Source organism: Planctomyces sp. SH-PL14, from assembly GCF_001610835.1.
Taxonomy (GTDB): domain Bacteria; phylum Planctomycetota; class Planctomycetia; order Planctomycetales; family Planctomycetaceae; genus Planctomyces_A.
The window spans coordinates 182,284-209,185 of sequence record NZ_CP011270.1 but is presented as its reverse complement, the minus strand read 5'-3'; the positions used below and the strand labels follow the sequence as shown (position 1 = coordinate 209,185).

Annotated in this window: 16 protein-coding genes; 4 read left to right on the top strand and 12 right to left on the bottom strand. The window is 66.3% G+C overall.

Annotated elements, in window-relative coordinates:
• The first annotated feature begins 111 nt into the window (after positions 1-111).
• The gene (locus VT03_RS00755; protein WP_156514195.1) at positions 112-1,614 is read left to right on the top strand and encodes a hypothetical protein; all 1,503 of its coding nucleotides are present in this window, start codon (positions 112-114) and stop codon (positions 1,612-1,614) included.
• A gap of 28 nt (positions 1,615-1,642) precedes the next feature.
• Here the strand turns inward: VT03_RS00755 and VT03_RS00750 are convergent, their stop codons facing one another.
• Positions 1,643-2,344 (bottom strand): hypothetical protein, encoded by a 702-nt coding sequence (locus VT03_RS00750; RefSeq protein WP_156514194.1) that lies wholly within the window; start codon positions 2,342-2,344, stop codon positions 1,643-1,645.
• Between the two features lie 495 nt (positions 2,345-2,839).
• Here VT03_RS00750 and VT03_RS33060 point away from each other — a divergent pair, with 495 nt between their 5' ends.
• Positions 2,840-3,040, top strand: coding sequence for a hypothetical protein (locus VT03_RS33060; RefSeq protein ID WP_156514193.1), 201 nt, complete (start codon positions 2,840-2,842; stop codon positions 3,038-3,040).
• Positions 3,041-3,116: 76 nt separating this feature from the next.
• On the opposite strand, the gene VT03_RS00740 is transcribed toward VT03_RS33060, so the two are convergent.
• From VT03_RS00740 to VT03_RS00730, 3 genes are all read right to left on the bottom strand, one after another.
• Positions 3,117-3,977 carry a polysaccharide lyase gene (locus VT03_RS00740; RefSeq protein ID WP_156514192.1) on the bottom strand — a complete coding sequence of 287 codons (861 nt, stop codon included), beginning with the start codon at positions 3,975-3,977 and terminating at the stop codon, positions 3,117-3,119.
• 133 nt (positions 3,978-4,110) lie between these two features.
• On the bottom strand, positions 4,111-4,974 hold the full coding sequence (locus VT03_RS00735) for a hypothetical protein (RefSeq protein ID WP_075091206.1): 864 nt from the start codon (positions 4,972-4,974) through the stop codon (positions 4,111-4,113).
• A 190-nt stretch (positions 4,975-5,164) separates the two neighbouring features.
• Positions 5,165-5,689 (bottom strand): DUF1648 domain-containing protein, encoded by a 525-nt coding sequence (locus VT03_RS00730; protein ID WP_075091205.1) that lies wholly within the window; start codon positions 5,687-5,689, stop codon positions 5,165-5,167.
• A 239-nt stretch (positions 5,690-5,928) separates the two neighbouring features.
• On the opposite strand from VT03_RS00730, the gene VT03_RS00725 reads away from it, so the two are divergent.
• Positions 5,929-6,780, top strand: a complete 852-nt coding sequence (locus VT03_RS00725; RefSeq protein WP_075091204.1) for a hypothetical protein — start codon at positions 5,929-5,931, stop codon at positions 6,778-6,780.
• Between the two features lie 74 nt (positions 6,781-6,854).
• Here VT03_RS00725 and VT03_RS00720 read toward each other — a convergent pair whose 3' ends face one another.
• The 8 genes from VT03_RS00720 to VT03_RS00685 form a co-directional block, all read right to left on the bottom strand.
• Positions 6,855-7,769 (bottom strand): transglutaminase N-terminal domain-containing protein, encoded by a 915-nt coding sequence (locus tag VT03_RS00720; RefSeq protein WP_075091203.1) that lies wholly within the window; start codon positions 7,767-7,769, stop codon positions 6,855-6,857.
• A complete protein-coding gene (locus VT03_RS00715) occupies positions 7,766-10,297 on the bottom strand; it encodes a circularly permuted type 2 ATP-grasp protein (protein ID WP_197489153.1) in 2,532 nt (843 codons plus the stop codon). Before VT03_RS00715 ends, VT03_RS00720 begins: the two co-directional genes overlap by 4 nt.
• Positions 10,298-10,346: 49 nt before the next feature.
• The gene (locus VT03_RS00710) at positions 10,347-13,727 is read right to left on the bottom strand and encodes a DUF2126 domain-containing protein (protein WP_075091201.1); all 3,381 of its coding nucleotides are present in this window, start codon (positions 13,725-13,727) and stop codon (positions 10,347-10,349) included.
• Between the two features lie 107 nt (positions 13,728-13,834).
• Complete coding sequence (locus tag VT03_RS00705) at positions 13,835-14,809, bottom strand: alpha-E domain-containing protein (protein ID WP_075091200.1); 975 nt, start codon at positions 14,807-14,809, stop codon at positions 13,835-13,837.
• A gap of 114 nt (positions 14,810-14,923) precedes the next feature.
• On the bottom strand, positions 14,924-16,393 hold the full coding sequence (locus VT03_RS00700; RefSeq protein ID WP_075091199.1) for a circularly permuted type 2 ATP-grasp protein: 1,470 nt from the start codon (positions 16,391-16,393) through the stop codon (positions 14,924-14,926).
• A gap of 541 nt (positions 16,394-16,934) precedes the next feature.
• A complete protein-coding gene (locus VT03_RS00695; RefSeq protein WP_156514191.1) occupies positions 16,935-20,450 on the bottom strand; it encodes a hypothetical protein in 3,516 nt (1,171 codons plus the stop codon).
• A 396-nt stretch (positions 20,451-20,846) separates the two neighbouring features.
• Positions 20,847-22,304 carry a sedoheptulokinase gene (locus VT03_RS00690; protein WP_075091197.1) on the bottom strand — a complete coding sequence of 486 codons (1,458 nt, stop codon included), beginning with the start codon at positions 22,302-22,304 and terminating at the stop codon, positions 20,847-20,849.
• Positions 22,305-22,423: 119 nt separating this feature from the next.
• The gene (locus VT03_RS00685; protein WP_075091196.1) at positions 22,424-24,013 is read right to left on the bottom strand and encodes an aldehyde dehydrogenase (NADP(+)); all 1,590 of its coding nucleotides are present in this window, start codon (positions 24,011-24,013) and stop codon (positions 22,424-22,426) included.
• Positions 24,014-24,539: 526 nt separating this feature from the next.
• Between VT03_RS00685 and VT03_RS00680 the strand changes: the two genes are divergently transcribed.
• Positions 24,540-26,891 (top strand): DUF1592 domain-containing protein, encoded by a 2,352-nt coding sequence (locus VT03_RS00680; protein ID WP_082845838.1) that lies wholly within the window; start codon positions 24,540-24,542, stop codon positions 26,889-26,891.
• Positions 26,892-26,902: the final 11 nt, after the last annotated feature.

Here is a 26,902-nt window from a genome sequence, read left to right as displayed (position 1 = left end):
GAAAGAAGTCGTCAGCCGTGCGTCCACCGGCTGGTCTTCTCTCGATCGTCCGGCTTAACATGGCCGGCGGGTCATCGAGGTAGGGCACGTCTCAAACAGGGTCGGGCGTTCATGGCCGTGAATGTTCAATGTCCGGGCTGCTTCTCCGCCGTTTCGATGCCGCAGGAGAAACTCGGCGGCAAGGTGAAGTGCCGCACCTGCGGTCAGGTGTTCGTCGCCAAAGGAGGCGAGAGCTCCGCAGGAGCGAAGGGGACCAGGAGCGGCGGGAAGGGCTCCTCGGGCCGGTCCAAAAAGTCGAAACCGGGCTCCTCGAATCAGCTCGGCTTCCTGGCCGCGGTCGGGGCTGTCGTGGTGCTGGGAATCGGGGGCTATGCCTTCTTCGGGCGGGGTGGCGGTGACGCGGTCCCTGCTGCGCCGGGAGCCCCCGCCCAAGCGTCCGCCACGCCTCCAGGGGCTGCGGCCCCGGCGACAGGGATCGGGGCGACAGAGGCCGGGGCGATCGGGAGCAGTGCCGCGTCTGTTCCCGCCGGGACAGTCTGGAACGTCGTCGATCCGCCGAAAGATCCGCTCGAATGGACCCGGACGCTCGATGTCCAGATCGCGCTTCCCGAGGGGGAGACGAAACGCACTGTTCCGGAACTCCCGAGTCCTTTCCTGGCAACGAGCAACAACAACGGATTCACGGTGCTCGATCTCCGCAGCACCGCCCCGGTCAAACATGTCGACTTTCCCGCCAAGCGAACCTATGGGACAAGCGCGCTGAGTCCCAATGGTCAGCACTTCGCGACGAGCGGTTTCGAAATTCCGAAGTCCGCTCCCGGGGCGGGGCGTGCCGATCCGTCGACCTTTCCGCCCTCACGGATTCAGATCGTCTCGGTCGCGACCGGAGCCGTGGTCGCCGACGTCGAAACGCCTCTCGGGATCCCGATGGTCCAGTGGATGGAGTTCCGGTCGCCAACGGAGCTCGTCGCGATGGGAATCACCAAGGAGCAGAAGTGGGCGGCGGCGGTGCTGGGGCTCGACGGCAAAGTCCTCCGCTCGCTGCCGGTCCCGGTCATCTTCGACGAACCGCGTCTGACGCCGGGGGGAAAGTACCTGCTGGTGCTCGGGACCTTCGGGATGCCTCCCCATCCGCTTGTCGCGATCGATCTGGATTCCGGGCAGCTTCTCGGCTCGGCGGCGACGCATGACGACGTGTACAGACCGCTCTCGCTGACCGACATGGCGTTTTCGGCAGACGGCCGGCAGGTGGCGATCCTGCAGCGTTACGACGACGCCTTCCGGGTGCTGGTGCTGAGCGCGGCGGACGGAAAGAAGGTTCGGCAGATCACGATTCCGGGGGATTCGAAGGAGATCCTTTCGAAGAGAGTGGGCGGGCCGAAGGGCCTGGAATGGCATCCGGACGGCAGGCACCTCGTGCTCTTCGACGGGCTCGTGGTCGATGCGGAATCCGGGAATGTCGCGACGGACCTGGGCAATGTCCGCGAGACGACGTCGGACACCTACGCGCTGGGATATGCGATCGTTGCGACCGAGACGGTTTACAACAAGACGATCCGTTCCTCGGTCATCCAGATTCCCCAGGCGCCGGCGCCGTCCACGCCGCTTCAGTGATTCGACCGGCCGGGGCGATGAGGATTCCTCACTCGGCGCCTGGATCGTCGTCGTCATCCTCGATCGGGGTCAGGGTGATCCAGCCGACGATCCGCTCATCCGGTTCCCCCTTGACGGCGATTCCTTCGACGCGGAAGCGAGCCAGTCTTTCACCAACGTCGAATTCGTCTCCGAGCACGACGCGTTTGAACAACTTCTGCGAAGGATTCGTTCGGAGGCGTTGCGTCGCATCGACGTCAGTTTTCGTCACGGAAGTACGAACCACGGCCCACGCGCCGGCATCGTCTCGATGCGTCGACTCCAGCGCAATGAAGTAGGACAGCGTCGAGTCGATCCGCCGCCCCGTCGACCCGCCCTGGACCACAGGAAGCCGCCCCGCAGGATCCGGCAGTTGCTTCAGGATCGCCGCATCCCGGAGCCGCGTGATTCGGCCTCCTCTCTGGACTTTGCTGTTAGATGGTGGCCCCTCAAACTTCCCGAGCAATCCAATCCCGCCCCCCACCGGAACCAGTTCGCCTTCGGAAGCGGAGAACTTCGACCGAAACGCCTGCGGCGGTGTGGCGGAAACTCTGATAATCCGATCCTCAACGATGACGCGATGACGAATCGTGGGATCTCGCGCGTCCTTCGTCAGGCCCTCGATGGTCCCCTGGATCGCATGCAGATCGTCATCCCACACCCATCGCCGGTTTCCTTGAAACTCCGGATCCAACGGATCCTCGGCGTCCACATGGATCTCGTCGGGAGCGTAAGCGTGCTTCCGGGAATCCTGGCCCCAAACCGATGACACAGCGCAGGTGAGAAGCGAAATCCCCACGCACAACGGCCGCAGAAAAATCACGGTGCTTGCCATCGGTCGAGGGTTTGGCCTTGAAGGGGACTGTCGCGTTGACGATCAGGCGATTGATTCTCGCAGAACAGGCGTGACATACCACAGGAACGCCACTGCCCCAGTCCCCTGACATCCATCCGTCATTCAACAGGCCGCCAACGTCCGCCGAACGAGTACGGCCACAGCAGATCGAATCGCGGGAAACCTGGACAGGATTCGGCGCCGTACCGGCTGTCGTGACACAGCTCGATCTCAAGATCGCAATTCGCACATCGGATCATCTCGCGCGGCCAGGCCTGCGGGAAGCAGAAGTAGTGCCGGTCACGATGGCGGCACCGAGGACAGCGAGGCAGAAGAAGCGGACGGAGACGAAGCCATCGATAGAGCGGAGACGTGATCACCAAGGAAACGATCGCCGCGAAGATGGCAAGCAGCGTCATAAAGACAGTCGGGCTGACCACACCGCGAAACCGTGTGACCTGCGACAGCATCACGGTCGCCGCGATGGCGCTCGTGGTCGTGAATAAGAGCAAGTCGAACAGACGGGCTCGCATGACCGCCCAACTTTCGTGGCTCAAAGGGGGGCTCACCTGAGTGTCGATGATTCCTGACCGGACCGTGTCGAAACGGCTAGTACTGCGGGGGCGTCGACATGGATTTCCCGCGCTGCTCAATCGCCGACCGAGAGGGAATGAAACTCGGTCCAACAGGGCCTCGTCGGCGCCCACGTCCGATCACCACCCCCGTGGAATGTCTCGAACTGAATGCTGTCGACGGCGAAATCCGTGACGCTGCGCCATTCCATGTCGCGGCGTTCCACCACGAGCCTGTCTTCCCCTGCTCCCATCGGCGTCACCCACACCCGCAGCGTCCCGTCCCGGCGCCCCGGCGCATTCATCTCAACGGACATTCTTACGCGGAGATCCACGTCGGTCGAAAAACGAAAGTCGGCAGGAAACGGAAAACTGTCGCCGTACTTTCCCGCTTGATTCTTATGGTAGACGTAGGCCTCCCCGCGACCCTCTTTCCGCCACATCACACGACAGGAGAATCCGTTCCGACCATCGGCCGGCCGGCCGCCGGTCACGTTCTCCGGCCCGCCGGACAAGCCGGGGAGCTTGCCCCCCTTGACCCAGTCGAAATCCGGGCTGAACCGCAGCTGGTAGGACAACGTGGCGGACTCGCGCGACGCGATCGGATACCGCCATCCGACGCCGCCGTTCTCGGGACCGATTTCGCCAACCTTGTAGTCGACGTGCCAGCGATACGCTCCGTCGCGCCGCGTGGTCGAAAGCCGGCCCGCGGCGACTCCGTCCTCATACTCACAGTTCGGCCAGCTCCGTTTCCAGAGTTCGACCGAGCACGGGCCGACCTCTGGCGGCGGATTGACGACGACGGTTTCCGCGCCATCGCCGCACGAAGCCAATACCAGCCATGCGGCCAGCACCATCCCGATGCCGCCAACCGGCCCGATTGAACCGGTCCTTGCGGAGAGGAGAATCCGGTCGCACTTCCAAGCGCCAAGAGTCATTGAGCATTGTCCCACAAACGGTTCGGTAACGCCGGCATCGCATCTCGTTGCCGAGGGCTCTCATGGACCAGCAAAGCTGGTGGCTGGGGGGGCGTCCTGGCCCGCGAGGGTAACTTGCCGCCGCTGCCAGCAGCTACTTGATCGCCGGATCGCGTTGTGTGAAGAAGTAGCCCCAGCTCGAGACCTCCGCCGGCTTCTGGGCGGGGTCGCTCCAGACTTCCTTGTCGTCGAGTTTGAGCGTCACCTTCGCCGATGTCAGATGCATCGCCGCATAGCTCCAGCCGTGGCCGCCCCCCGGTCGCGACTCGACCTGGACAATCAGCAGGAGATCCGGGTTCGTCCCGCGGGCGTGCGAGAACACAGCGCCGTACGGCACCCCCTGGTCCGGAGCCTTGAACTCGAGCAGCGGCCGGGCGACGGCGCGGAGCACAGTCGTATCGTCGCCCGCGGTAAAACGGCGATTCAGCGAGCGCGCTTCCAGAGGCCAGGCGGTCGCCTTCTCGCCCACTGGGGCGTCTGGAATCGTCGTCCAGGTGACGGCCCCCGTGGTCTGGATCTCGTTCGCGACGCCCGGCCAGCGTCCCTCGACGCGGCCGGGGAGCGCGGACGCAAAGCACCACGTCCACAACGGGCTCCCCGGGTTCCAGTCGTTGACTTCCAGCTTCTGGAACAGGGCTGGCCGGCTGCCGTCCATCCAGACCCAGAGCGTGGAATCCTTGATGAACCGCGTCTCATCGCCATACGACATGACCGGCTCCGGGCGGAGCTTGAGCGAGCGGGGCCCGGCCCCCTCGCTCCCCAGAACCTTCAGCTCGACCTCACCGGCGAGCTTCCGCATTGCCTTCTGGGCCGGCCGATCTTTGGCCGCCTCCGCTGGGGCCGCGTCCTCCGGCTTCTCTCCCTCCGCTCCGGCCGGGAGGACAAGCAGCATGGCACTGGCGAGCACGGCGACGACCAGACAAGCGAGGCGTCGGCCCCCATCGAGCGGCGCGGACATCGGCTCCCCCTCCCGTGATCGCCGACGCTCCGGAAGGGACTCCGTCGGCGGCCTGACCCCTGTTGCGGGTGGACACGTTCGAGGACCGTCGTCCGCGTCCCGCTGACGGGACAGTCTGTAGACAACTTGTCATATCCGTCAAGCGGGAGACCAAACCTGCTCCAGCGCCGCGTTCCATCGCCCGCCGTGCTCACCGACCGGCGAGGCTGGCGTGGCCCCCGTCCCGCTGGCTCGGCACGTGAGAGTACCGAAGCACAAACCGAATGAGCCAGACGGTCATCGCCACCAGGTAGACCGCCAGCGCTCCCCAGATCGCATTGCCGAGCCGAAAGGTGCCGTTACGGTTTGCTTCCAGGCACAACTGGAACGTCACGATGAGCAGCAGGATCGTCCCCAGGCCCAGCCATCCCATCTCGACATTCAGCCGGCGGAGCGTCTCCTCGCGCCGCGGCTCCGCGAGCCAGTACTCCCGGTGCGGAAGGTTGATGAGGCCGATCGGAAGCCGCCGGACGAGGGCCGAAATCCCGCCAAAGAGAGCCGCCATCAGCAGGACCGTGCCGACGTACGTCACTCCGAAGGCTCCGCGGGACATCCAGCCATCGGCCGCCCCACTCGCACCAAAGTGGGAAGCGACCCTCGCCGGGAGCAGGCTGTAGTAAGCCGCAAAGTGGCCGGCGGCGACGAACGGTGCCAGAACAAGGAGGGAGCGAATCAAAGGAGTTGCAGTCACCACAGCACCGAGCGGAGGGAGGCAAGTCGATCGTCTCTATGATACCGCACCTCGCATCAATCGTGTCACGCCAAACCGGAGTCCGGGTTCGCCGCTGAACCTGCTATGCCGGCCGCACCAGGGGCCCGCCGGCGATTCTCCCCGGCCGTTGACAAGTACAGACACGATGTCTTAATTGTGCGGCCACGGTCCGTCTCATCTCGCGTCTGTGCCGGGAGGCTGTCATGTTCCGGGCGTTGCTTCTGACGGCGGGCCTGCTGACAGCCCAGATCGGCGAGAGCCCGACTCCCGCCCTGGAACCCTCCTCCGCTCCCCAGCGGCTGGCTTTCGCGACTCAAGCGGCCCGGCAGTACCGCTTCGTTACGGAGCCTGGCCCGAAGGCCCCCGCCGAACTGCATGCTCAGCCGCTGCTGCGGTGGGACAATCAGGTCGTCCGCGAGGACGACGGGATGCTGTTCCTCTGGACCGGGAAAGGTGGCCGGCCTCTCGTCGCGGCGCAGTTCTTCCTGCAGGGAGACGCGTGGCATCACGAGTTTCAGTCGCTCTCGGGCGACGGCTTCGAAGCGGCCCACAAGAGCGTCAAGGAGTGGACGTGGCATCCGAAGGTCGCAGGGCTCCGGTGGGCAGTGGCTGACGAGACCGAGCCGCCCGCGGCAACCGCCGCCGCGCGTCTGCGGCAGATGCGGGCGGTCGCCGAAAAGTACTCCGGCACCGTCGACGTGGACCGCAGCGGGACGTCCGCCAACACGCATGAGCTGCGCCTCTTGACGACCCCGATCTATCGTTACGCGGCCGAGGACACCGGCCTCATCGACGGGGCGATCTTCGCCTTCGTGCAGGGAACAAACCCCGAAGTGCTGCTGATCCTCGAAGCCCGCCGCCAGTCGGACCAAACGCAGTGGTACATCGGCTTCGCCCCCATGACCAGTTTTCACCTGCGCGTCCGTCGCGGCGAACAGGTCGTCTTCGAACGCGCGCTGCAGAGCGTCCCCACGCTCGACCTCGACTCCCCGTATCACTTCCGCTGGATCGCGGAGAAGGACTCTTCGGCGGAGTGGAAGACGGAAGCGGAGTAGGGATCGAGACGCCCCCGGAATCCCGGCGCGTCCCCGTCCGCCGGGCGGGCTGTCCGACCTGAACCCTCGCTTCCCTACGACACGCCCGTCGCCGTCTGCACCGGAGCCCCCGCCCCCGCCTCGACCTCCGAGACATCCACGCTCACCGTCAGCTCGTGTTTCCCGCCGCCGATATAGACCCCCTTCAGCGGAGCCACGTCACCATAGTCCCGTCCGCGGGCGACCGTGATGTGGTCCACATCCGGGATCTTGTTGTTCGTCGGGTCCAGGTCCACCCACCCCATCGGCCCGCACCAGGCCGAGAGCCACGCGTGCGAAGCATCCGCCCCGACCAGCCGAGGCCGTCCCGGCGGGGGGAGGGTCCGCAGATACCCGCTCACATAACAGGCTGCGAGCCCCAGCGAGCGGAGGATCGAGATCATCAGGTGGCTGAAGTCCTGGCAGACTCCCTTCCGCAGCTTGAACACCTGATCGACCGGCGTCGTCACGCTCGTCGCCAGCGTGTCGTACCGGAACTCCGTGTGAATCCGCCGCATAAGGTCGCTCAGCGCCTCGAGAATCGGACGGCCGGGATAAAACGAGACCCGCCCGTACTCGGCAAATTCATCGCGGGCCTTGCAGCGCGGGGAGTCGAAGCCAAACTCGTAGGCGGTCAGGTCCTCCGGCGTCTGGTGCCGGCGAACGGATTCCACCACAGTCTCCCAGGCCGGATCGACCGTCGTCGGCCGCGTCGGAATTTGGAGATCGACCTCGTTCACCGCCGTCACGGTCAGGGCCCGATAACCCTGGTTGAACGAGAACTGCGTCACCGTGTTCCCGAAGTAGTCGGTCCGCCGCGACGTGATCGACGGCTCGGGGCGGATGTCCAGCGTGTGGTTGAGGCACTTCTGCGACGTGGAGTCCCGTGGCGTCAGCCACGCCTCGTTGTGCCCTACGGAGATCGGCTCCGTCCCGCTGTAGCGGGTGATGTGAACGATGCGGTACTTCATGGCGAGAGCCCCAGGTCGGAGGTGATCTGCCGGGGCTGCCCCGAATGCAGCAGGTACTTGCGAGTCAGCAGCTCGGAGAGCGTCTTGAGGTGCTGGGCGATGTCGTCCACCAGCTCGATGATGACCTTCGGATCCTTCGTCGCCAGCAGCTCAGGGGGGATCATCCGGACGCGATGCACGGCCGCCATGACGGTCCGCTTCTCCGACGAACGGAGCGGCGTCGAGAAGTCATGCGGCAGCTCGTCGACATGGTCCGCCAGGGCGATGAGCTGCGACGCGATCGACCGCGGGCAGGTTTCGTCCGTGATGCACAGGTCCAGCACCGCATTCTGCTGGAGGTTGTCGAGATACCGCGACCGATACGTCATTCGGCAGTCGATCACCTCGAGCAGCGCCTTGAGCATCGGCCGGCCGACCGGAGCGGGGCCGGAATAGAGGCTCTTCAGCAGGTGCGCTACGTTGCTCGCCCGCTCGACCCGGCGGCCGAAATCGAGGAGCCGCCACGCGGGGCTGCGGATCATCCCGTCATGGATCAGCCCGCTCACGGCGGCCAGGTCGAGAATCAGGTGGTTGACGGCGTCCATGACGTCGACCAGCCCCGTCCATCCCGACTGGACCGAGGTCTGGAAGCGGACCGCCGTGTCGTGAATCTGCCGCCAGGTGTCGGGCGAGATCCACAGCCGTTCGAGCGAAGCCAGCCGATGCAGCTCGGAAACGGCCGATGAGATCCCGCGGACCTCCGCCGGATCGGAGAGGAGTTTGGGGATCGCCTCCTCGAAGTCCTCGAGCGATTCCCAGAACGACTGGATGGCGTAGCTCGCCTCGACGAGCCCCTGGTCCGCCATCGCCCGGATCAGCGGCGGAAGCTCCGGCTGGTCCGCGGCCGTTTCGCCGGAGAGACGTTCGACGACCGAGCGGATGAGCCGGCTCAGGAAGTCGGTCCGGTCGAGCGACTGCCCGAGCCAGTACAGGTCGTCGGCCACGCGGCTGGGGAAGACGGCGCTCGTCCGCCGCAGCGGGACCGGCGTGTCTTCGGAGCTCAGGAGCGAAACGGGTTGAACAGGGCCGTCCGCCTGGACCCACAGGTCCTTGCTCCCGTCCCCGGCGACGATCGAGAGCTGCATCGGGTCGGTCGTGGGGGCGATGCGGACGAGCCCGCCGGGCATCAGGTCGAAATGGTCCTCATTCGAGACCATGAAGGCCCGGATCGCGACGTGACCGGTCTCGACTCGGCCCTCGCGGAAGACCGGGACCGCCGAGCGATGAACGAGCTCCTGCGCGATGTAGTTGTAGGGCCGATGCTCGATCTGCCGCAGCAGCTCGTCTTTCTTCTCACCCGAAAGCGACCCACCCAGGATCTCCTCGTCGCCGCTGGGGGCGAACGCCGGCTTGAGGACCAGCTCGTCGAGGTGCTCGCGGACGTAGCGGAACTGGTCCGGATCGCCGCACCACCAGGTCGGGATCGAGGGAATCAGGAGCTCTTCGCCGAGATACCGCCGGCACAGGTGCGGCAGGAAGGCCATGAAGATCGGCGATTCGATCAGCCCGCAGCCGGGGGTGTTGGCGATCGTGACGTTCCCACGCCGCATCGCGTGCAGGATCCCCGGCACGCCGTGCGCGGCCCCGCCCCCCAGCTCCAGGGGATCGATCCCGCGGTCGCTGCCGCGGGTGATGACGACGTCGATCGGCGAGAGGCCGGCCAGGGTCTTGAGGTACACCCGGTCGTCGCGGACGGCGAGGTCCCCCCCTTCAACAAGCGTGTAGCCGAGATATCGGGCGAGGTAGGTGTCTTCGAAGAAGAACCGGGCCTTCGAACCGGCCGACAGCAGGACGACGCGGGGGTGCTCGCCGTGCTTCAGGCCGAGCCGGCGGAACGACTGCTGCATCTGGACGAAGAACGGCGCGAGCCGCTGCATCTCGTATTGCAGTTCCGGCGGAATCGTCCGCGCGACGACGATCCGGTTCTCGAGCGCGAACGCCATCCCGGCGGGGGACTCGGCCCGGTCGGCCATCACCTGCCACAGACCGTCCGGCCGGCGGGCGATCTCCGCGGCGTACATCGTGATCGAGGGGACCCGTTCCTGGTGCAGCCCCTTGAACGCCCGGACGAACCGCGGGTTGGCAAACAGGACTTCAGCCGGCAGCGTCCCGTCATGGAGGAGCTGCTGCGGACCGTGGCAGTCGCGGACGATCCACTCCAGGAGCTTCGCCCGCTGGCTCAGCCCCTGTTCGAGCTTCCGCCACTCCGCCGCACCATAGATGACCGGGAGGAGGTCGAGCCTCCAGGGCCGCTGATGCTGCGAGCCCTCCTGGAAGACGTTGAAGGTGACGCCGTTTTCGCGGAGCTGCTCTTCGGCCTGTGCGGAGCGTCTCAGGAACTCGTCGACGGGGATCTGGCGGGCCGATTCGGCGATCTGCGCCCACGGGGCGCGCGGCTTCCCATCGGGGCCGAAGGCCTCATCGTAAACTCCAGACGAATTGGAAGGCCGGAAGTCCAGATGGGAAGAAGTCTGCTCAAGGATGGACATCAACTCTTGATCCGCGGGGCGCATCGCGTGACTGCACCGACCTCCAGTCTCACCAGGCGGCGCGACGCAGATCGAGAGTATAGGGCATCTGCTGAGACGGTGCCTCCGGATGCACCACAAACCGGCCGCCGGTCTGTCCGTAGCGGACGAAACGGGCCGCGCGGCGGCATTCCGCCTCCAGGGCGTTCACCGGATAGACCCGCGGATTGAGTCCCCCCGGATGATCTACGTGGTACCGACAGCCTCCCAGTGACCGCTGCTGCCAGGTATCGACGATGTCGAATGCGAGCGGCGTGTGGACCGGAATCGTCGGATGCAGGCAGCTCGGCGGCTGCCACGCCCGATACCGCAGTCCGGCGACATATTCGCCGGGACGGCCGGTCGAGTGGAGCGGGACGACCCGTCCGTTGCAGACGACGGCGTGCCGTTTGTCGATGGCGCCGGTCAGGTGAACCTGCAACCGCTCGACGGAGGAATCGACGTACCGCGTCATTCCCCCGCCCCCCGGCTCTTCGCCCAGGACGTACCACGGCTCGATCGCGGTCCGCAGTTCGAGGGAGACATCCTCGTAAGTCACGTCGCCGATGTGTGGACAGCGGAACTCATAGTGCGAGGCGAACCACTCCTCCCGGAACTCGTAGCCGAACGCCCCCAGGTCGCTCAGAACGTCCTTGAGGTCCTGCTTCAGAAAATAGGGGAGCATGAACCGGTCGTGGAGCGAAGTTCCCCAACGGACCGGCTTCTCGAGGTAAGGTTTCTGCCAGAACATCGCGACCAGCGACCGCACCAGCAGCTGCTGCGTGAGGCTCATCCGGGCGTGGGGGGGCATCTCGAAGCCCCGCAGCTCGACCAGCCCCAGCCGTCCGGCGGAGTGGTCCGGCGAGTAGAGCTTGTCGATGCAGATCTCCGCCCGGTGCGTGTTGCCGGTGATGTCGACGAGCAGGTGCCGGAAGACCCGGTCGACGAGCCACGGCGGCGTATAGAGATCGGTCCGGATCTGATCGAACGCGATTTCGAGTTCGTAGAGCGCATCGGGCCGTCCCTCGTCGACGCGGGGGGCCTGGCTGGTCGGGCCGATGAACTGCCCGGAGAACAGGTACGACAGCGCGGGGTGATTGTTCCAGTAAGCGATCATGCTCCGGAGCACGTCCGGACGCCGCAGGAACGGGCTGTCGGCCGGACTCGGTCCGCCAAGAACGACATGGTTCCCGCCGCCGGTCCCCGTGTGCCGCCCGTCGAGCTGGAACTTTTCCGTTCCCAGGCGGGTGTAGTGCGCGTCCTCGTAGATCCCGTTCGTGATCTCCTTGAGCTCCTTCCAGTCCTGCGCCGGCTGGATGTTGACCTCGATCACCCCCGGATCCGGTGTGACCTTCAGGATCTGAAGGCGGTGGTCGACCGGCGGCAGGTAGCCTTCGATCACGACCGGCTGCTGGAGATGCTCCGCCGTGTTCTCAATGATCCCGACGAGTTCCAGGTAGTCTTCCAGCCGGGAAAGCGGCGGCATGAAGATGTGCAGCCGACCCTGCCGGGGCTCGATGCACATGGCGGTGGCGATGACGCCGACGGGGGCCTGCGGCGGCTTTTCCGACCAGTCATCCGGCAGGACCTTCTTGTTGGCTTCCAGGGCGGCTCGGCGGGCCGCATCGTCGCGGCCGCCGCGGGCCTGGCCGGTGATCCCGGACTCGTTGTGCTGGTCCAGAATCCGGCCCTGCGTGCGGCGGCGGATTTCCTGATACCCCGGGAGCGGGTGGTGATCGGCAAAAGGATCGATCGTGTAGATCGTCCGCGCGTCGGCCGGTCCCGAGACCGGAAGCGCATCGAGCGGGAGCCGCAGGCCGATCGGCGAGTCGCCCGGCAGGAGGAACAGCCGCTCCGAGCGGAAGGGCCAGGGGCCGCTCGTCCACCGCGGCTGGGCCTGCCACCACGCCTTGGTGAGCGGCAGCGCGTAGCCGACGGGGCGGCTCACGCCTCCTTCGATGATTCGGGCAAGCCGGCGGCGGTCCTCGTCCGCGTCGAGGTCGAACTTCCGCGGATCGACGTCGACGGGGAGCTTCTGTTCGGCCTCGATGGTGCGCCAGATGTCTTCATAGGCGGGACGCATCCAGCGGCCGTCGACTCCGAGCCGGTCGGCGACTTCGACGAGGAACTCGCCCGCTTTCTCGACGTCGACCGTGTCCGGCTTGAAGACGTCGGCCAGCAGGTCGGGATTCGTCCAGATCGGCTCGCCGTCGGTCCGCCACAGGCAGCTGTAGGCCCAGCGGGGGAGCGACTCGCCGGGGTACCATTTTCCCTGGCCGAAGTGCAGGAGCGAGCCGGGAGCGAAGCGGTTCCGCAGCCGTCGCAGGAGGATGTTCGAAAGCCGCTGCTTTTCGGGCCCGACCGCGGCGGTGTTCCACTCCGCCCCTTCCTGGTCGTCGATCGAGACGAACGTCGGCTCGCCCCCCATGGTGAGCCGGACATCGTGCCGGACGAGGTCGTCTTCGACCTTCTGACCCAGGCGATCGATCTCCTCCCACTGGTCGTCGCTGTACGGGAGGGTGACCCGCGGATCCTCATGAATCCGCTTCACTGACATTTCCACGCTGAACGACGTTTCGCACTCATCTACGCCCCCCGCGATCGGGGCGGCGGTCGACGGCGCCGGAGTCGCGGCGAGTGGAAGATGTCCTTCGCCGGTGAACAGCCCTGAGGTCGGATCGAGTCCGACCCAGCCAGCCCCCGGCAGGTAGACCTCGCACCAGGCGTGCAGGTCCGTGAAGTCCATCTCGGGCCCCGACGGGCCGTCGAGGGACTTGACGTCGGCGGTGAGCTGGATGAGGTAGCCGGAGACGAACCGCGCCGCGAGCCCCAGCCGCCGCAGGAGCTGCACGAGGAGCCACGCCGAGTCGCGGCACGATCCCGAGCCGGTCGTCAGGGTCTCTTCCGGCGTCTGGACCCCCGGCTCCATCCGGATCAGGTACTTGATTTCGCTGCACAGCCGCTGGTTGAGCTCGACGAGGAACATCGTCGTGCGGCGCTTTTTGAGATCGATCGACTTGAGGTACGCCTCGAACTTCGGACCGGTCTTCGCGCATTCCAGGAACGGCAGCAGGTCCTGCTTGAGCTCCGGCTGATACTCGAACGGAAACTCTTCCGAGTACTCCTCGACGAAGAAATCAAAGGGGTTGATGACGGTCAGGTCGGCCGTCAGTTCGACGGCGACGCGGAACTCCGTCGTCTTCTCCGGCACGACGAGCCGGGCGACGTAGTTGCTGAACGGGTCCTGCTGCCAGTTGAGAAAGTGCTCGGGCGGGTCGATCGTCAGCGCGTAGCTGATGACCGGGGTGCGGCAATGGGGAGCGGGACGCAGGCGGATCACCTGCGGGCCGAGCGTGACCCGCCGGTCATACCGGTATTCCGTGACGTGCCGCAGGGCGACCCGAATTGCCATTCCTAACGCACTCGCAAAGTTGAAGGTCGATGGTGTTGTCGATCGAGGTCCGCAACGAGCCGGTCATCCGCCATTCCGCCGCGCGGAGGGCAGCGGGCCTGCACTGATCACGACTGCTGCTGGCTCTGGGACTGCGTCGCGGCGTAGGGCCGGATCTCAAAAAAGTTCTTGAACAGGGCGGTCCCCATGTCGTTGAGCCCCTGCTGGCAGAGGTCGATGTACTCATGCAGGCCGTAATTCATGATCTCGTCCAGCGTGACCGTCTCCAGCTTCCCCCGCAGGTCGGCGAACGCGGTCTCGGCCAGGGAGAGGGCGCTGTCGCCGTGGTTGCCGGTGATGTCCCGCAGCGACTGCTCCGCCTGGGCGATGCAGGACCGGATGGAGCGGGGGAAGTCCGGATCGAGGATCAGGAACTCCGCGACCGAACGGGGGGAGATCCGCCCGTGCTGCTTGCGGTACATGTGCAGGGCGCTGGTCGACTCCAGAAGCGCCGACCACTGGACGATGTCGAGCGTCGAACCGACGTGCGCCAGGTCGGGCAGGAGGACGTAGTACTTGACGTCCAGGATGCGTGAGGTCTTGTCCGCCCGCTCCAGCAAGCGGCCGATCCGGGCGAAGTTCCAGGCGTCGCCGTGCGACATCGTGGCCTCGGTGACACCGATCACCTCGTGGCTGAACCGTTTCACCCGTTCCAGGAAGCTGGCCGGGTTCTGCAGGGCGGCGTCCTGGTTCTTCGATGCCTCGCGGACCTTGAGGTAGAAGCGGTTGATCGCCTCCCACATCGAGACGCTCAGGATCTCGCGGATCGTGCGGGCGTTCTCGCGGGCGTTGATGAGGCAGGAGAGGATCGAGTTCGGGTTCTCCTTCTCGAACAGGAGAAACCGCAGGACGTTCGCCGTCGTGAAGGCTCCGTAGAGCTTGGTGAAAACCTCGTCGTCGCCGCTGGCGTAGATCAGGGGCGACCACTGGTGCGTCCCCCCCAGCGAAATCGACTGATTGACATCGACGAACCGCGCGACGTTCTCCGCCCGTTCGATGTAACGGCTGACCCAATAGACCGAATCGGCAACGCGGCTGAGCATGAGAAGGGGAGTCGTCTCAGGAATGAGGGAAACAACAGGAGAAACTTCGCGATCCGGCGCGGCGGTCGAGAGCAGGCTAGACCGCCGCCTCGACCGTCGTCCATCTCGGCCGGATCAGCCGGTCCCTTCATTCATCAGGACCCACGTATCCTTGCTCCCGCCTCCCTGAGAGGAGTTCACGATCATCGACCCTTCCTTGAGGGCCACCCGCGTCAGCCCTCCCGGAAGGACGTAGAAGTCGTCGCCGTACAGAATGAAGGGCCGCAGGTCGACGTGCCGCGGAGCGAGCTTTTCTCCCACGACGGTCGGGACCGTCGAGAGCGAAAGCATCGGCTGGGCGATGAAGTTCCGCGGGTTCCCCTTGATGAGCTCCGCGCACTCGGCGAGTTCCTTCTGCGTCGCCCGCGGTCCCATCACGATCCCATAGCCCCCCGACTCGTTCGTCGGCTTCACGACGAGCTCCGCGAGGTGATCGAGGACGTAGTCGCGGTCCTCCTTCCGGGAGCAGATATACGTCGGAACGTTGGGAAGGATGATCTCTTCGGAGAGGTAGTACCGGACGATCTCCGGCAGCCAGGCGTAGATCGCCTTGTCGTCGGCGACGCCGGTCCCGGGGGCGTTGGCGAGCGTCACCCGTCCCGCCTTGTAGACATCGAGGAGCCCGGGGACGCCGAGCATCGAGTCTTCGCGGAACGCCTTGGGATCGATGAAGTCGTCGTCGATCCGGCGGTAGATGACGTCGACCCGTTCGAGGCCGGTCGTCGTCAGCATGCAGACGTAGCCGTTGTCGACGACGAGGTCGGTCCCGCAGACGAGTTCGATCCCCATCTGCTGGGCCAGGAAGCAGTGTTCAAAGTAGGCCGAGTTGTACATCCCCGGCGTCAGCAGGACGACGGTCGGATCGGGGTTGCCGTCCGGCGCGGTCTGCTGGAGGGTGGCGAGGAGCCGTTCCCCGTAGTCTTCCACGGGGGCGATGGACGACCCCTGGAAGACCTCGGGGAGGACCCGTTTCATCAGCTCCCGGTTCTCGAGAACGTACGAGACCCCGGACGGGCAGCGGAGGTTGTCTTCGAGGACGTACACCTGACCATCGCTGTGGCGGACGAGGTCGGTTCCGGTGACGTGCGTCCAGACCCCCTTGGGCGGGCGAAAGCCTTCCATTTGAGGGCGATAAGTTTTTGCCGAGAGGACCATTTCGCGCGGAACAACGCCATCGTTGAGGATTCTCTGCTGTCCATAGATGTCATCCAGGAAGAGGTTCAGAGCACGAATCCGCTGCCGTAGGCCGGTCTCGATGCGGCTCCATTCGCTCCCTGACATGGGGCGGGGAACGACGTCGAAGGGCCAGACTTTCTCGGTGCCGTCGCTGTGTCCGTAGACGGCGAAGGTGATTCCTTTTTCGCGAAGCCGGGTCTCGGCGAGGTGCTGCCGTTCGGCGAGACTCTGGAGAGGGAAGGCGTCCAGACGATTGCACACGAGGGGGTGCCGCGCGACTTCTCCGTCGCGGTATTCGTCAAAGACGGTGGGTGTGGAGAGATGCCCGTTGGCGCCCGTGGAAGACGGTTCCGTTTCCGGTGCAGTCATAGGAAGTCAATCTGTGGTTCGGACTTCGGCGTGCGCGGCGATAGTTATGCCAAACCGATGAGCAGTGGTCCAGCAAAAAGCGGTCCGAACTTTGTGAGCAAGCGCCGGGACCGTACCTTTGCAGGTTGCGAGTGCCCCGGTTGCTCAATTTGCGGGCAGGGCCGCGCGACGGGCGTGCGGTCGCCAAAAAGCTCGGGACGCGTTCTCGCCGGCACGACGACGTTTGCTAAAACCCGATGTGGCGACGGCAGCCGGGGTCAAGGGCCAAAGAAACAACACAGGCCCTTGCCGCCGGAGGCGCTTCCATGCGGAACCGTGGGACACGACTGACGTGCTCTTCGTCGGACCGGCGTTGAGGAATCCACGCTCGGCCTGCAATCCCCGCGGGTTGGTGAGGGGGCATCCGGCACGGTGTCCGCGTTTGGACACTTACTCCTCCAGACGTCTCTTGACGGCCAGGCCTCCGGCGGGCAGAGGGGCGTTGCCCCTCTGCACTCCCCACCAGGGTGCCCCTGGACCCGGTGAGATTGGGCCGACTTCGCTACGGCACGACCTTCAGCGTCAACGGCGCATCCACCGATGCCCCCGCCCCCTGAAACTCCATCACCGCCCGAACAATCACATTCGGATTCTGCCCCTCCGTCGCATCCCCCGCCGCCACGACGGTCAACGTCGCCTCATTCTGACCCGCCGGAACCTCAACCTCCGCCGCCGACACCCCCGCAACACCCGGCGGGAGCGGCACCGTCAGCTTTACCGGTCCCGTAAATCCATTCTGCCGCGCGACGGTCGCCTTGATCTCAACCTTCTCCCCCCTCTTCAGCGCCCCGCCATTCGGAACGTTCAGCGTCAACTTGACCGGAGCGGGCTTCACCTCGATCAAAATCGGCTCCGTGACCGTAACGAAATTGACGTTCTTCGCAGCGGACGCCTTCTCCTGATCGCCGGACACCTTCTCGGCCCCCTTGCGAGCTTCCTCAGCCTGCTTCGCTTGCCCCAGGGCCGCCTGCTCGGCCTGCTCCGCCTGCGTCTTCGCCTGCGTGGCCGTTGTGTTGTCCGTCGCCGCCTTGGCCGCCGCCGCCTCGGCCTGCTGAATCTTCTCGTCCAGCGCTTTCAGCGCGGCCTCGGCCTCCGCCACGGCATTCGCCGCCGTCTGCTTCTCGGCCTCGGTCTTCGCGACCGCCTCCTTCGCCGTCTGCACCGCCGCGTCAGCGGTCTGCAGGGCCGTCTTGAGATCGGCGTTGTCGGGAGCCGCCTCGGACTGCTTCTTCGCTTCCGCCGCCGCCGTCTCGGCGGTCCCCACCGCCTGAACCTGCGTTGCGAGAGTCTTCTCGATGTTGGCGAGCCCCGCCTTGACCTGCTCCACCTTCTGTACGGCCGCCGGCCGGCCCGCGTCCAGCGCAGCCTTCTCGGCCTGAGCCTTCTTAAGCGCCTCCGCCGCCTGGGTGGCCGCCGTCACGGCGGCGGTCTTGGCCTGCGTCGCCGCGGTGGCGGCGTCCTGCGCCATCTTCGCCGCAGCCGTCGCGGCATCGAACGCCGCTTTCAGTCGATCCGCCCGGGCCGGATTCCGGCGATAGGAGACCGGCGTCGACGACGTGAACCACACCACCTGCTGCCCCGCCGGCGCGTTGTCCTTCACATAGAACCGGGCCAACTGCTCGGCGGCCCCTTTCTCGAAGGCAATCTGCGGAGCCTCGATATTCGTGTTCGGAGGGAGATTCTGAACCGCGGCCGTCACCTTCTCATCGAACCCGGTGCGGCGAAGGAGGTGGAACGGAACGAGGACCTGCGATCCCTGGTAAACCGTGATCGGCTGGGTATCCCGCGTGATCTGGATCGGGGCCGCCTCGGGAATCACCGAAACGAACAGTCCGCGGGCCAGCCGGGCGTTGGCGGCCTTGTTGGGGGCCGCGGTGAACTGCACGATCCCGCTTCGAGCCAGCCGCTCCACGGTTCCGGCGGAAGCCACAAGGGCCTGTTCCGCCTGAGCCTGCTCCGTCCGCAGATCGGCCACCTTCTTGTTGGCCGCATCGAGATTGGCCTGCGCCTGCGTCAAAGCCGCTTCCGCCTGGTCGAGCGGGCCCTTGGCGGCATCCCGCTTCTGGGCCAAGGCCGCGTCGTCCGGCTTGGCCTTCGCTTCCTCTTCGGCCTGCGTGAAGGTCTTCTTGGCCTCATCGCGCTTGGCGGTCGCATCGGCGACCGGCTTCTGAAGGCCCGCGATCGGCTTCTCGGCCTCGACGATTTGCGTCTTGATCCGCGAGACGTTCCGCGCCGCGGCGGGAGACTCGATCCGTGCCTTCCCGAACACGCGGATCTTCTGCCACACGTCCCCCGCGTTCTCCGCGGCGGTCAGGACCAGAAGCGACGTCGCCTTCCCTTCGCCGATCACCGTCGGACTGGCCGTGACCCCCGGCGGCAGGTCGGCCACGCCGACCTCGATCGGCCCGTTGTATCCGTCGCGGCGGAAGGCCAGAACGTTGAGTCCCAGGGTGTCCCCGTTCCGCAGGCTGACAGGCCAGACCGCCGTGGCGGGCGTAGCGGCGGGGACGACGACGAGCCGGAAGTCGGGCTGCTCGGCCCGGATCGCAAGCGTGTAGACAAGGCTCCCTGACGCGCGGGACTGGCCGGAGCGATCGCGGACCGTCACCCGGTACTTCGCGTTCTCGGGGACGTCCAGCTTCAGGAACGCATCGTCGGACTGGGTATCGAAGACGTTGGCGATCCCGACGTTCGCATCGTCGTCCGCCGCCCCCACCCGCTGCAGCGTCTCCTTCCCGTCCGCGCCGACCACAACCCGGTCGACAACGAAGTACGGGTCTACCGGGGAGCCCAACCGCTCGCCGGTCACTTCGAGGTACAGGACCTCGCCGGCCTTGCCCTCGAACTGGAAGACGTCGGCGTCCCCCTTGCGGGCGAACTGTCCGGCGATCTCGCACGGCACGCTGACTGCCTGACCCGGCGCCTGGTCATTGGGCTCCTGCTCCAGCACCACGGGGGAGCGGGAGACCGCCATCGGGATCGCGTTCGAGACCCCGTTCGGAGCGACCCAGCTATACCGGAACGTGTCGCTGTTGGCCGTCACCGGATCGCCCCATGGCGTCACCTGGAACGCAGTCGGATCGCCCGGGAAGGGGATGTCGACCTCAACACGCTCCGGCTGCGGCAGGACGCCCGGAACATCGGTCCGCGCGGAGCCGGGGAGGTTGTAGCCGAAGAGGGCGACCTTGAGCGTCTGCCCCGCCGGACCGACCGGGGGCCAGGCGAAGACGAGGTGCGGGCCGGTGTGGGCGTCGAGTCGGTAGAAGTACTCGTTGCCGTTGCGATACGTGACGTCGAACACCCGCAGGAGATAGGGCCCGTCGACCGGGACATCGAAGATGAGCGGGGCATCCGAGCCACCGGGGCTGCGGGACTGGGCGAGCCGGCGCGTGCCGCTGGCGTCGTAGACTTCGAGGACCGGAGTCATGCGGGAGTCGACCTGGGCCGCGGCGCAGTCGAAGACGATCCGCTGGCCGGCTTGGGCGGTGAAGGCGTACCAGTCGACGTCGGTGCCGCCGTCCATCCGGCCGTTGACGACCTGATTGAGGGTGAGGGGCTGCGGTTTGTCGAAGGCGTTGTTCGGCTCCGCTTCGTTCACCTGGGGTCGGGAGGAGATGGCGAACCGTCGCGGGTTGCTGACGCCCCACAGTCCCTTGGCGAAGACTTCGTAGAGGCCGGGCTCGACGTCGGCGGCGATGGTGACGATGAATGTCTTGTCGACCGGTTGTCTCTGGTCGTTCAGTTTGGGGGCGGCGGTGATCCCCGGGTGGGAGAAGAGCAGGGCACTGATTTCTTCGAGGTCGTCTCCTCCGGTCACTGCGACTTCGACCGACTGCCCGACCTGGCCGCCGCTGGGGAAGAGCGTGTAGAGGCGTGTCGCGGGGAACTGCCCGAAGGCGGGAGCCGCGAGGAGCAGGAGGGAGAGGACCGGAAGAATGCGGACGAGGAGCATCATGCGGAGGATTTCAGGCGGGGGGATTGTCGAGGCGGGGAGGGCGGCGTTCGCGCGACGACGCATAAGCATTCTTTTCTGCATTTCGGCGAACGTAAAGAGAGTCGCCCGACTTTTCGCCGACCGCTCCAGAACCGGACCCGCCGGCGCGGTGCTGACAGCTCAAACCCAACGTGCTACGGCAGCCGGGGTCAAGGGGGTCACCCCTTGCCGCCGGAGGCACTTCCATGAGGAACCGTGGTCGACAACGGACGTCCCTTTTGTGGGACCGGCGTTGAGGACTCTTCGCTCAGTCCGTAGTCCCCGCGGGTTGGTGAGGGGGCATACGACACGGTGTCCGCGCTTGGACACTTTCTCCTTCAGATATCTCTCGACGGCCAGGCCTCCGGCGGGCAAAGGGGCGTTGCCCCCCTTGCATCCCCCCACCAGGGTGCCCCTGGACCCGGTTAGGGGCTGCGTTGCTTACTGGCGCGGTTCCTCGTATCGCACCCGCGTTCCCCCCGAAGCCAGGTCCGAATACACCCCGGCACCCACACCCGCCACCAGCGCCGCCCCAAACGCCGCCTCCTCCCGATGCCGCGTATACCGGATCGGCCGACCCGTCTTCCGCTCCACCTCCGCCGCCAGCAACGGATTCTCCCGCAACCCATTTCCCGCCGCGGCCAAACCCTGAACTTTCCGCCCCGCCTGCATCTCCGACGTATGCAGCCCGTCCGTCAGACTCTGGGCCATCCCCTCAATCACCGCCCGGCACATCTCCGCCACCCGGAAACTGCTCGGCGCCAGCCCCGTAAACGACCCCCGCAAGGTCGGATCCGACCGAGTCCCGCTGAACGTCGGCACGCTCGTCACACCGTTCGCCCCCGCCGGCACCTGCGCAGCCAACTCGTTCATCCGCGAATACAGACTCCCCGGAACCTGTCCCGGAAAGAACGCCTCGCCCACATCACGGAAAAACCGCTCCAGCGTTTGATACGCCCACCCGCCGGCCAGCCCCACGTTCGATAGCAGGTTGCCGTGAATCGGATACGGCCGGACCTCCACGGGCGGATGAAACTCCCCGGTCTCCACAAAGACCGCCGCCTGAGCCCCGGTCCCCACATTGACGAGTCCGGTCGACAGAGGCCGATCCACGCTCCCCACAAAACTCGCCTGATGATCCCCCAGCGGCCCGACGATCGGCGTCCCCTCCGGAAGCCCCGTTGCATCGGCCAGCGCCGCGGAGAGCCGGCCCATCGGACGGTCCGCCTCGACGATCTCGGGAAACATCGAATGAGCCAGCCCCAGGCTCCGGATCGACTCGTTATCCCACTGCCGCAGCCGGAAATTGAACAGGCCGCTGCTCGCCGCACAGGTCGGCTCCGACACCGGCCGCGTCCCGGCCAGAGCCGCAGCGAACAGGTCCATAATGAAAACCGCCGTCTTGCAGGCCGCCGGAAGCTGCCCCTGCCGGGCGAGCCGGAACAGCGTCACCCCCATGAACCCCGGCTGCAGTCGGCAACCGGTCCGGAGCGACGCATCCGCGCCGACATGCTCGCGAGCCAGATCGAGCCACGTCCCGAGGTGCCCCGCCTCGACCGGTTCCAAGGCCCGGCGGTCCTGCCAGTTGATGAGCGGCGTGACGGGCGAGGCATGGTCGTCGACAAGGACGACCCCGTGCTGCTGGCCCGTCACCCCGATCGCCGCAACGTCACCGCGCCGATCTCCGAGCGACTCCGCCAGCCGCCGCAGGCGCTGGACGCCGATCTTGACGATCGCCGCCGCGTCCCACTCCGACCGGTCGCGGGCCTTGTCCTCCGCGCTCGTGATGTTGGCGGTGTTCGCTTCGCCGTGAACGCCGAGCAGTTCGCCCGACTCCGCATCGAGCGCCACCGCCGTGATCTTCGTCGTCCCCAGGTCCACGCCGATCAAGACCGCCATGCCAATCACTCCTGTCGGAAGATCACACCAGCCCGAAGCGCCAGCGAGGGATTTTCGCTCCGATCGTCTCAACCACAGTTAGGGCGAGCGAAGGAGCAGTACGGCGCGTCCACCGTCCATCACTTGGACGCCACATCCCCCTGCGTCCACTCCCCGTCGACGAGCCGCCACTGCTTGCCGGTCGGGTTCTTGTCCTGCAGAGAGGTCGGCAGGCGGTGGGAACGGACGTTGTCGTAGCTCTGGAGCATCGCAAAGCGGTGGATCGCCGCCGGGACGCCCACGGCTGTGAAGCCCGGATGCCCGGTTGCCGGGAACGGCCCGCCGTGGTTCATCGCCGCGGAGACCGCCACGCCGGTCGGCATCTTGTCGTTGAGCAGCCGGCCGACCTTCTGGCGTAGCTGCGGAGCGAGTTCGTCGTACTGGGCGTCGTCTTTCCCCTGCGTGTGGCTGTAGATCGAGCCCGTCAGATTCCCTTCGAGCGTGTCGATGACTGCCAACGCCTGTTCCTTCGACTTCACGACGACGAACAGCGAACTGTTCCCGAACGCCTCGGTCTGCAGCTTGGCAGGATTCTTGAGGAACGCCTCGCCGGAAACGCGAAGCAGCGTGTTCGGGACGCAGTGGCGGCCGGAATCGACCGGCGTGTCCGCCCCGCAGACCACTTCGGCACCGGCCCCTCGAATGGCAACGATCGCGGCCCGCAGATGCGACTCGACGCCGCCACTGAGGAGCGTCCCGACCGGAGCCGCCGTGAACTTCTCGGCGATCGCCTTGATGACCGCTTCTGTTCCCGGACCTTCCGGAAGGATGACCAGCCCCGGGTTCGTGCAGAACTGCCCGGTCGCCATGAGACAGCTGGAGACGAAGTCATCGATGAGGGCCTGCGGGCGCTCCTCGATCGCCCCCTGGAGAAAGAAGACGGGGTTGATACTCGACAGCTCGACGTAGATCGGCTTGCCGACCCGGTCCGCGGCCTCCTTGAGGACGAGCCCGGTCGCCCGGGCCCCGGTGTAGCCGATCCCGCCGAGGAGCGGATGGGAGACGAGCTTGGTGCCGTCGGCGTGACTCGTGCGGTAGATGAGCTGCACAAAGCCCGCGGGCATCTCGGTCTCCTGGGCCGCCTGATGGGCCAGTTCCGCCAGGAGCCGCGTCGTGGCGGGATGCGATGAGTGGGCCTTGCCGATCACCGGATTCCCCGCGGCGACCGCCGAGGCAAAGTCACCGCCGGCGATCCCGTTGTAGGCGAAGGGAAAATTGTTGGGACCGAAGACGACGACCGGGCCGAGCGGGCCGAAGCAGGAGCGGATGTTGTTCTTCGTATCGACCGTGGGAATCTTCCAGGAACCGTCACGGGCGGCAGCGGCGGAGAGCCGGATCTGGTTGATCGTGCGGGGGAGTTCGGCCACTTTGAGCCGCGGCTCGACCGGCAGTCCCGTCTCGAGGTTGGCCATCCGGCAGAGTTCGTCGGACTTCTTCTCGATCTGCCCGGCGTAGGCTTCGAGGAACCGGGCGAAGCGTTCGGCGGGCCACTGCCGGACCGTCCGGGCGGCCTGGTCGGCGGCCTGGAGAGCCTCTTCGACTTCGGACCAGGGGCTCAGCGGATAGACGTCGGGAAGGGCCTGCTTCGTTGCGGGGTTGACCGCCTGAAACGTTTCTTTGCCGCTGGACGCCCGCCACTGGCCGTTGATCAGAACCTGCTGCACCGCCATCAATTGTTCTCCCCTGGGGCCGCGCGACGTGTCGCCGCGGGGGCCGCAGTCATCTTAGGCGCTTGGGAACGGAGTGGCCACGACGGCCGGGAAGAGTGGGCCCCCTTGGATGCGTTCGCTGGCGTCGACGATCGACTGCACACTCCAATCCGGGGTCCAGGGGGCCACCCCTGGTGGGGGATGCAAGGGGGCAACGCCCCTTTGCCCGCCGGAGGCCTGGCCGTCGAGAGATGTCTGAAGGAGTGAGTGTCCAAACGCGGGCGACGTGTCGTATGCCCCCCCCGCCAACCCGCGGTGACTGCATGGCGAGCGGGAAGTCCTCAACGCCGGTTCCACAAAGCGGGCGTCCGATGTGTCCCACAATTCCTCACCGGAAGCGCCTCCGGCGGCAAGGGGGCGCCCCCTTGACCCCGGCTGCCGGCGCACGTTGGGTTTGAACAATGAGAGCTGTGCCGGCGGGATTGTCCCTCTCTCCGGCATCTGAGACACTTGGCCAACTTCCCCGAACGCTCGCGGGTCGGCCCTCTTGAAGCCATTCTCCGTCCTTCTGCCCTGTCCGCTGTTCGCCCTAGTAGCGGCGATCACGCTCTGTTCTTTCCCAGCCTCTGCCGCCGAGCCCGTCGGCCATGCGGCCCTCCGCTTCGTCGCCCGGCACTGCACCGCCTGCCACGACGAGACGACTCGGGAGGGGGGCCTCGATCTGAAGCAGGTCACGGGAGCCCTGGAGGATCGGCCGCAGATCGACCGCTGGGCGCGGATCTACGATCGCGTCGCCCGCGGCGAGATGCCTCCGGAATCCGAGCCTCGTCCCGACGAGACCGAGAAGCGGGATTTTCTCGGCGCGATCGCCGAGCCGTTGCGGGGCGCTGACCGCCAGCGGCGCGAGGTTGTCCAGAGGCGCCTGAACCGCGACGAGTATCAGAACACGATCCGCGACCTGCTCTCGATCGACGTCGAACTCAGGTCGCTGCTCCCTGCGGACCAGCAGGCGGCCGGCTTCGACAACAACGGCGAAGCGCTCGCGATCTCCGCCGAGCTGATGGGGCAGTACCTGCTGGCGGCCGAGGCGGCTCTCGACGCCGCCATCGTCCACGGCCCGCAGCCCCCGATGACGACCTTCGTCGTCGACCCCGGCAGCGAAGTGACGAAGGACATCCCGAAGTTTTACACCCGGGACCAGGACCGGACCGTCATCCACACGACTGACAACGGCAACTACAGCAAGCTCTCCACCCGCCCCAAGCGGACACCTCTGGCAGGCCGCTACCGCTTCCGGTTCGAAGCCGCGACGTACAACAGCCCACAGCCGATCGTCTTCAACGCCCGTGTCTCGGACTTCCACGGCCTGTCGGCGACGAACATCCCGCTCGGATACTTCGAGGCGACGAGCCAGCCGAAGCGGTTCGAGATCGAGGGCAAGGTCGGCGAGCGGTCCGCGATTCAGTTCTTCCTGCTCGGCCTGCCGACCTGGATCAACGACGTTACCAAGGGAACACATCCGGGAGTCGGCTTCGGTCCGGTCGAGGTCAGCGGCCCGCTCTACGACCAGTGGCCCCCCGCCAGCCATCGGCAACTGCTGGGAGAGGTCGATCTGGCGAAGGGGAACATCGAGGATGCGGAGCGGATCTTCAAAGGGTTCGTCCCGCGAGCCTTCCGCCGCCCGGCTCGTGCGGGAGAAGTCGAACGCTACGTCGCTCTCGTCCGCCGCCGGATCGACGCGGGCCGTCCCTTCGAAGCCAGCCTTCGCGCAGGCCTGACCGCGATCCTGTGCTCGCCGCACTTCCTCTATCTCTGCGAGGAGCCGGCAGCCGATCGGCCGCGGATCTCGGATCACGAACTCGCGTCGCGGCTCTCCTACTTCCTCTGGCGGTCCCTCCCCGACGCCGAACTGCTGGGGCGCGCCGAAGCGGGAACGCTGCACGACCCCGCCATCCTCCGTGGCGAGGTCGAGCGCCTCCTGAGCGATCCCCGCCGCAACCGCCTGATCGACGACTTCACCGGACAATGGCTCCGGCTGCGGGAGATCGACGCCACGACCCCGGACCCCAAGCTCTACCCGGGATTCGACGACTACCTCAAGTTCAGCATGATCGAGGAGTCGCACGCCTTCTTCCGCACCGTGCTTGACGACGATCTCCCGCTGCGGAGCTTCCTCGACTCCGACTTCGCCATGCTGAACGGCCGCCTCGGAGAGCACTACGGAGTCGATAGCGCCCAGGGAGTCGAGGTCCGACGGACTCCGCTCCCGGCCGGGAGCATCCGCGGCGGTGTCCTGACGCAGGGAGCAGTCCTCAAGGTGACGGCCAACGGAACCAGCACCTCCCCGGTCCCTCGGGGTGTGTGGGTTCTCGAAAACCTGCTGGGGCAAACCGTCCCCCCACCGCCGCCGAACGCAGGAGGGATCGAGCCCGACATCCGGGGAGCGACGACCATCCGGGAACAGCTCGATAAGCACCGCCGCAACGAGTCGTGCAACGTCTGCCACCGGCACATCGATCCTCCCGGCTTCGCCCTCGAAAGCTTCGACCCGACCGGAAAGTTCCGGGAGCAGTATCTCCGCTTTCAGGTCAATCCGGAGCACGCCGACAAAGGCTGGGGCCGCGTCGTGCCTGCAGGAAAGGTCGACCCCAGTGGCGTCCTGTCGACCGGCGAGCGGTTCGCCGACCTGCGCGAGCTCAAGCAGCACCTGCTGAAGTCTGATGAACGGTTCGCCCGCTGCCTGACCGAAAAGCTGATGACGTTCGCCCTTGGCCGGGAGCTTGGCTTCTCGGACCGGGACGCGGTCGATGCGATCCGGAAGCGGAACCTCGCCGAAGGGGGCGGGCTGCGGTCGCTCGTCCACGCGATCGTCGAGAGCCCCACCTTCAAGACTCCCTAGCGGCCCGCTCG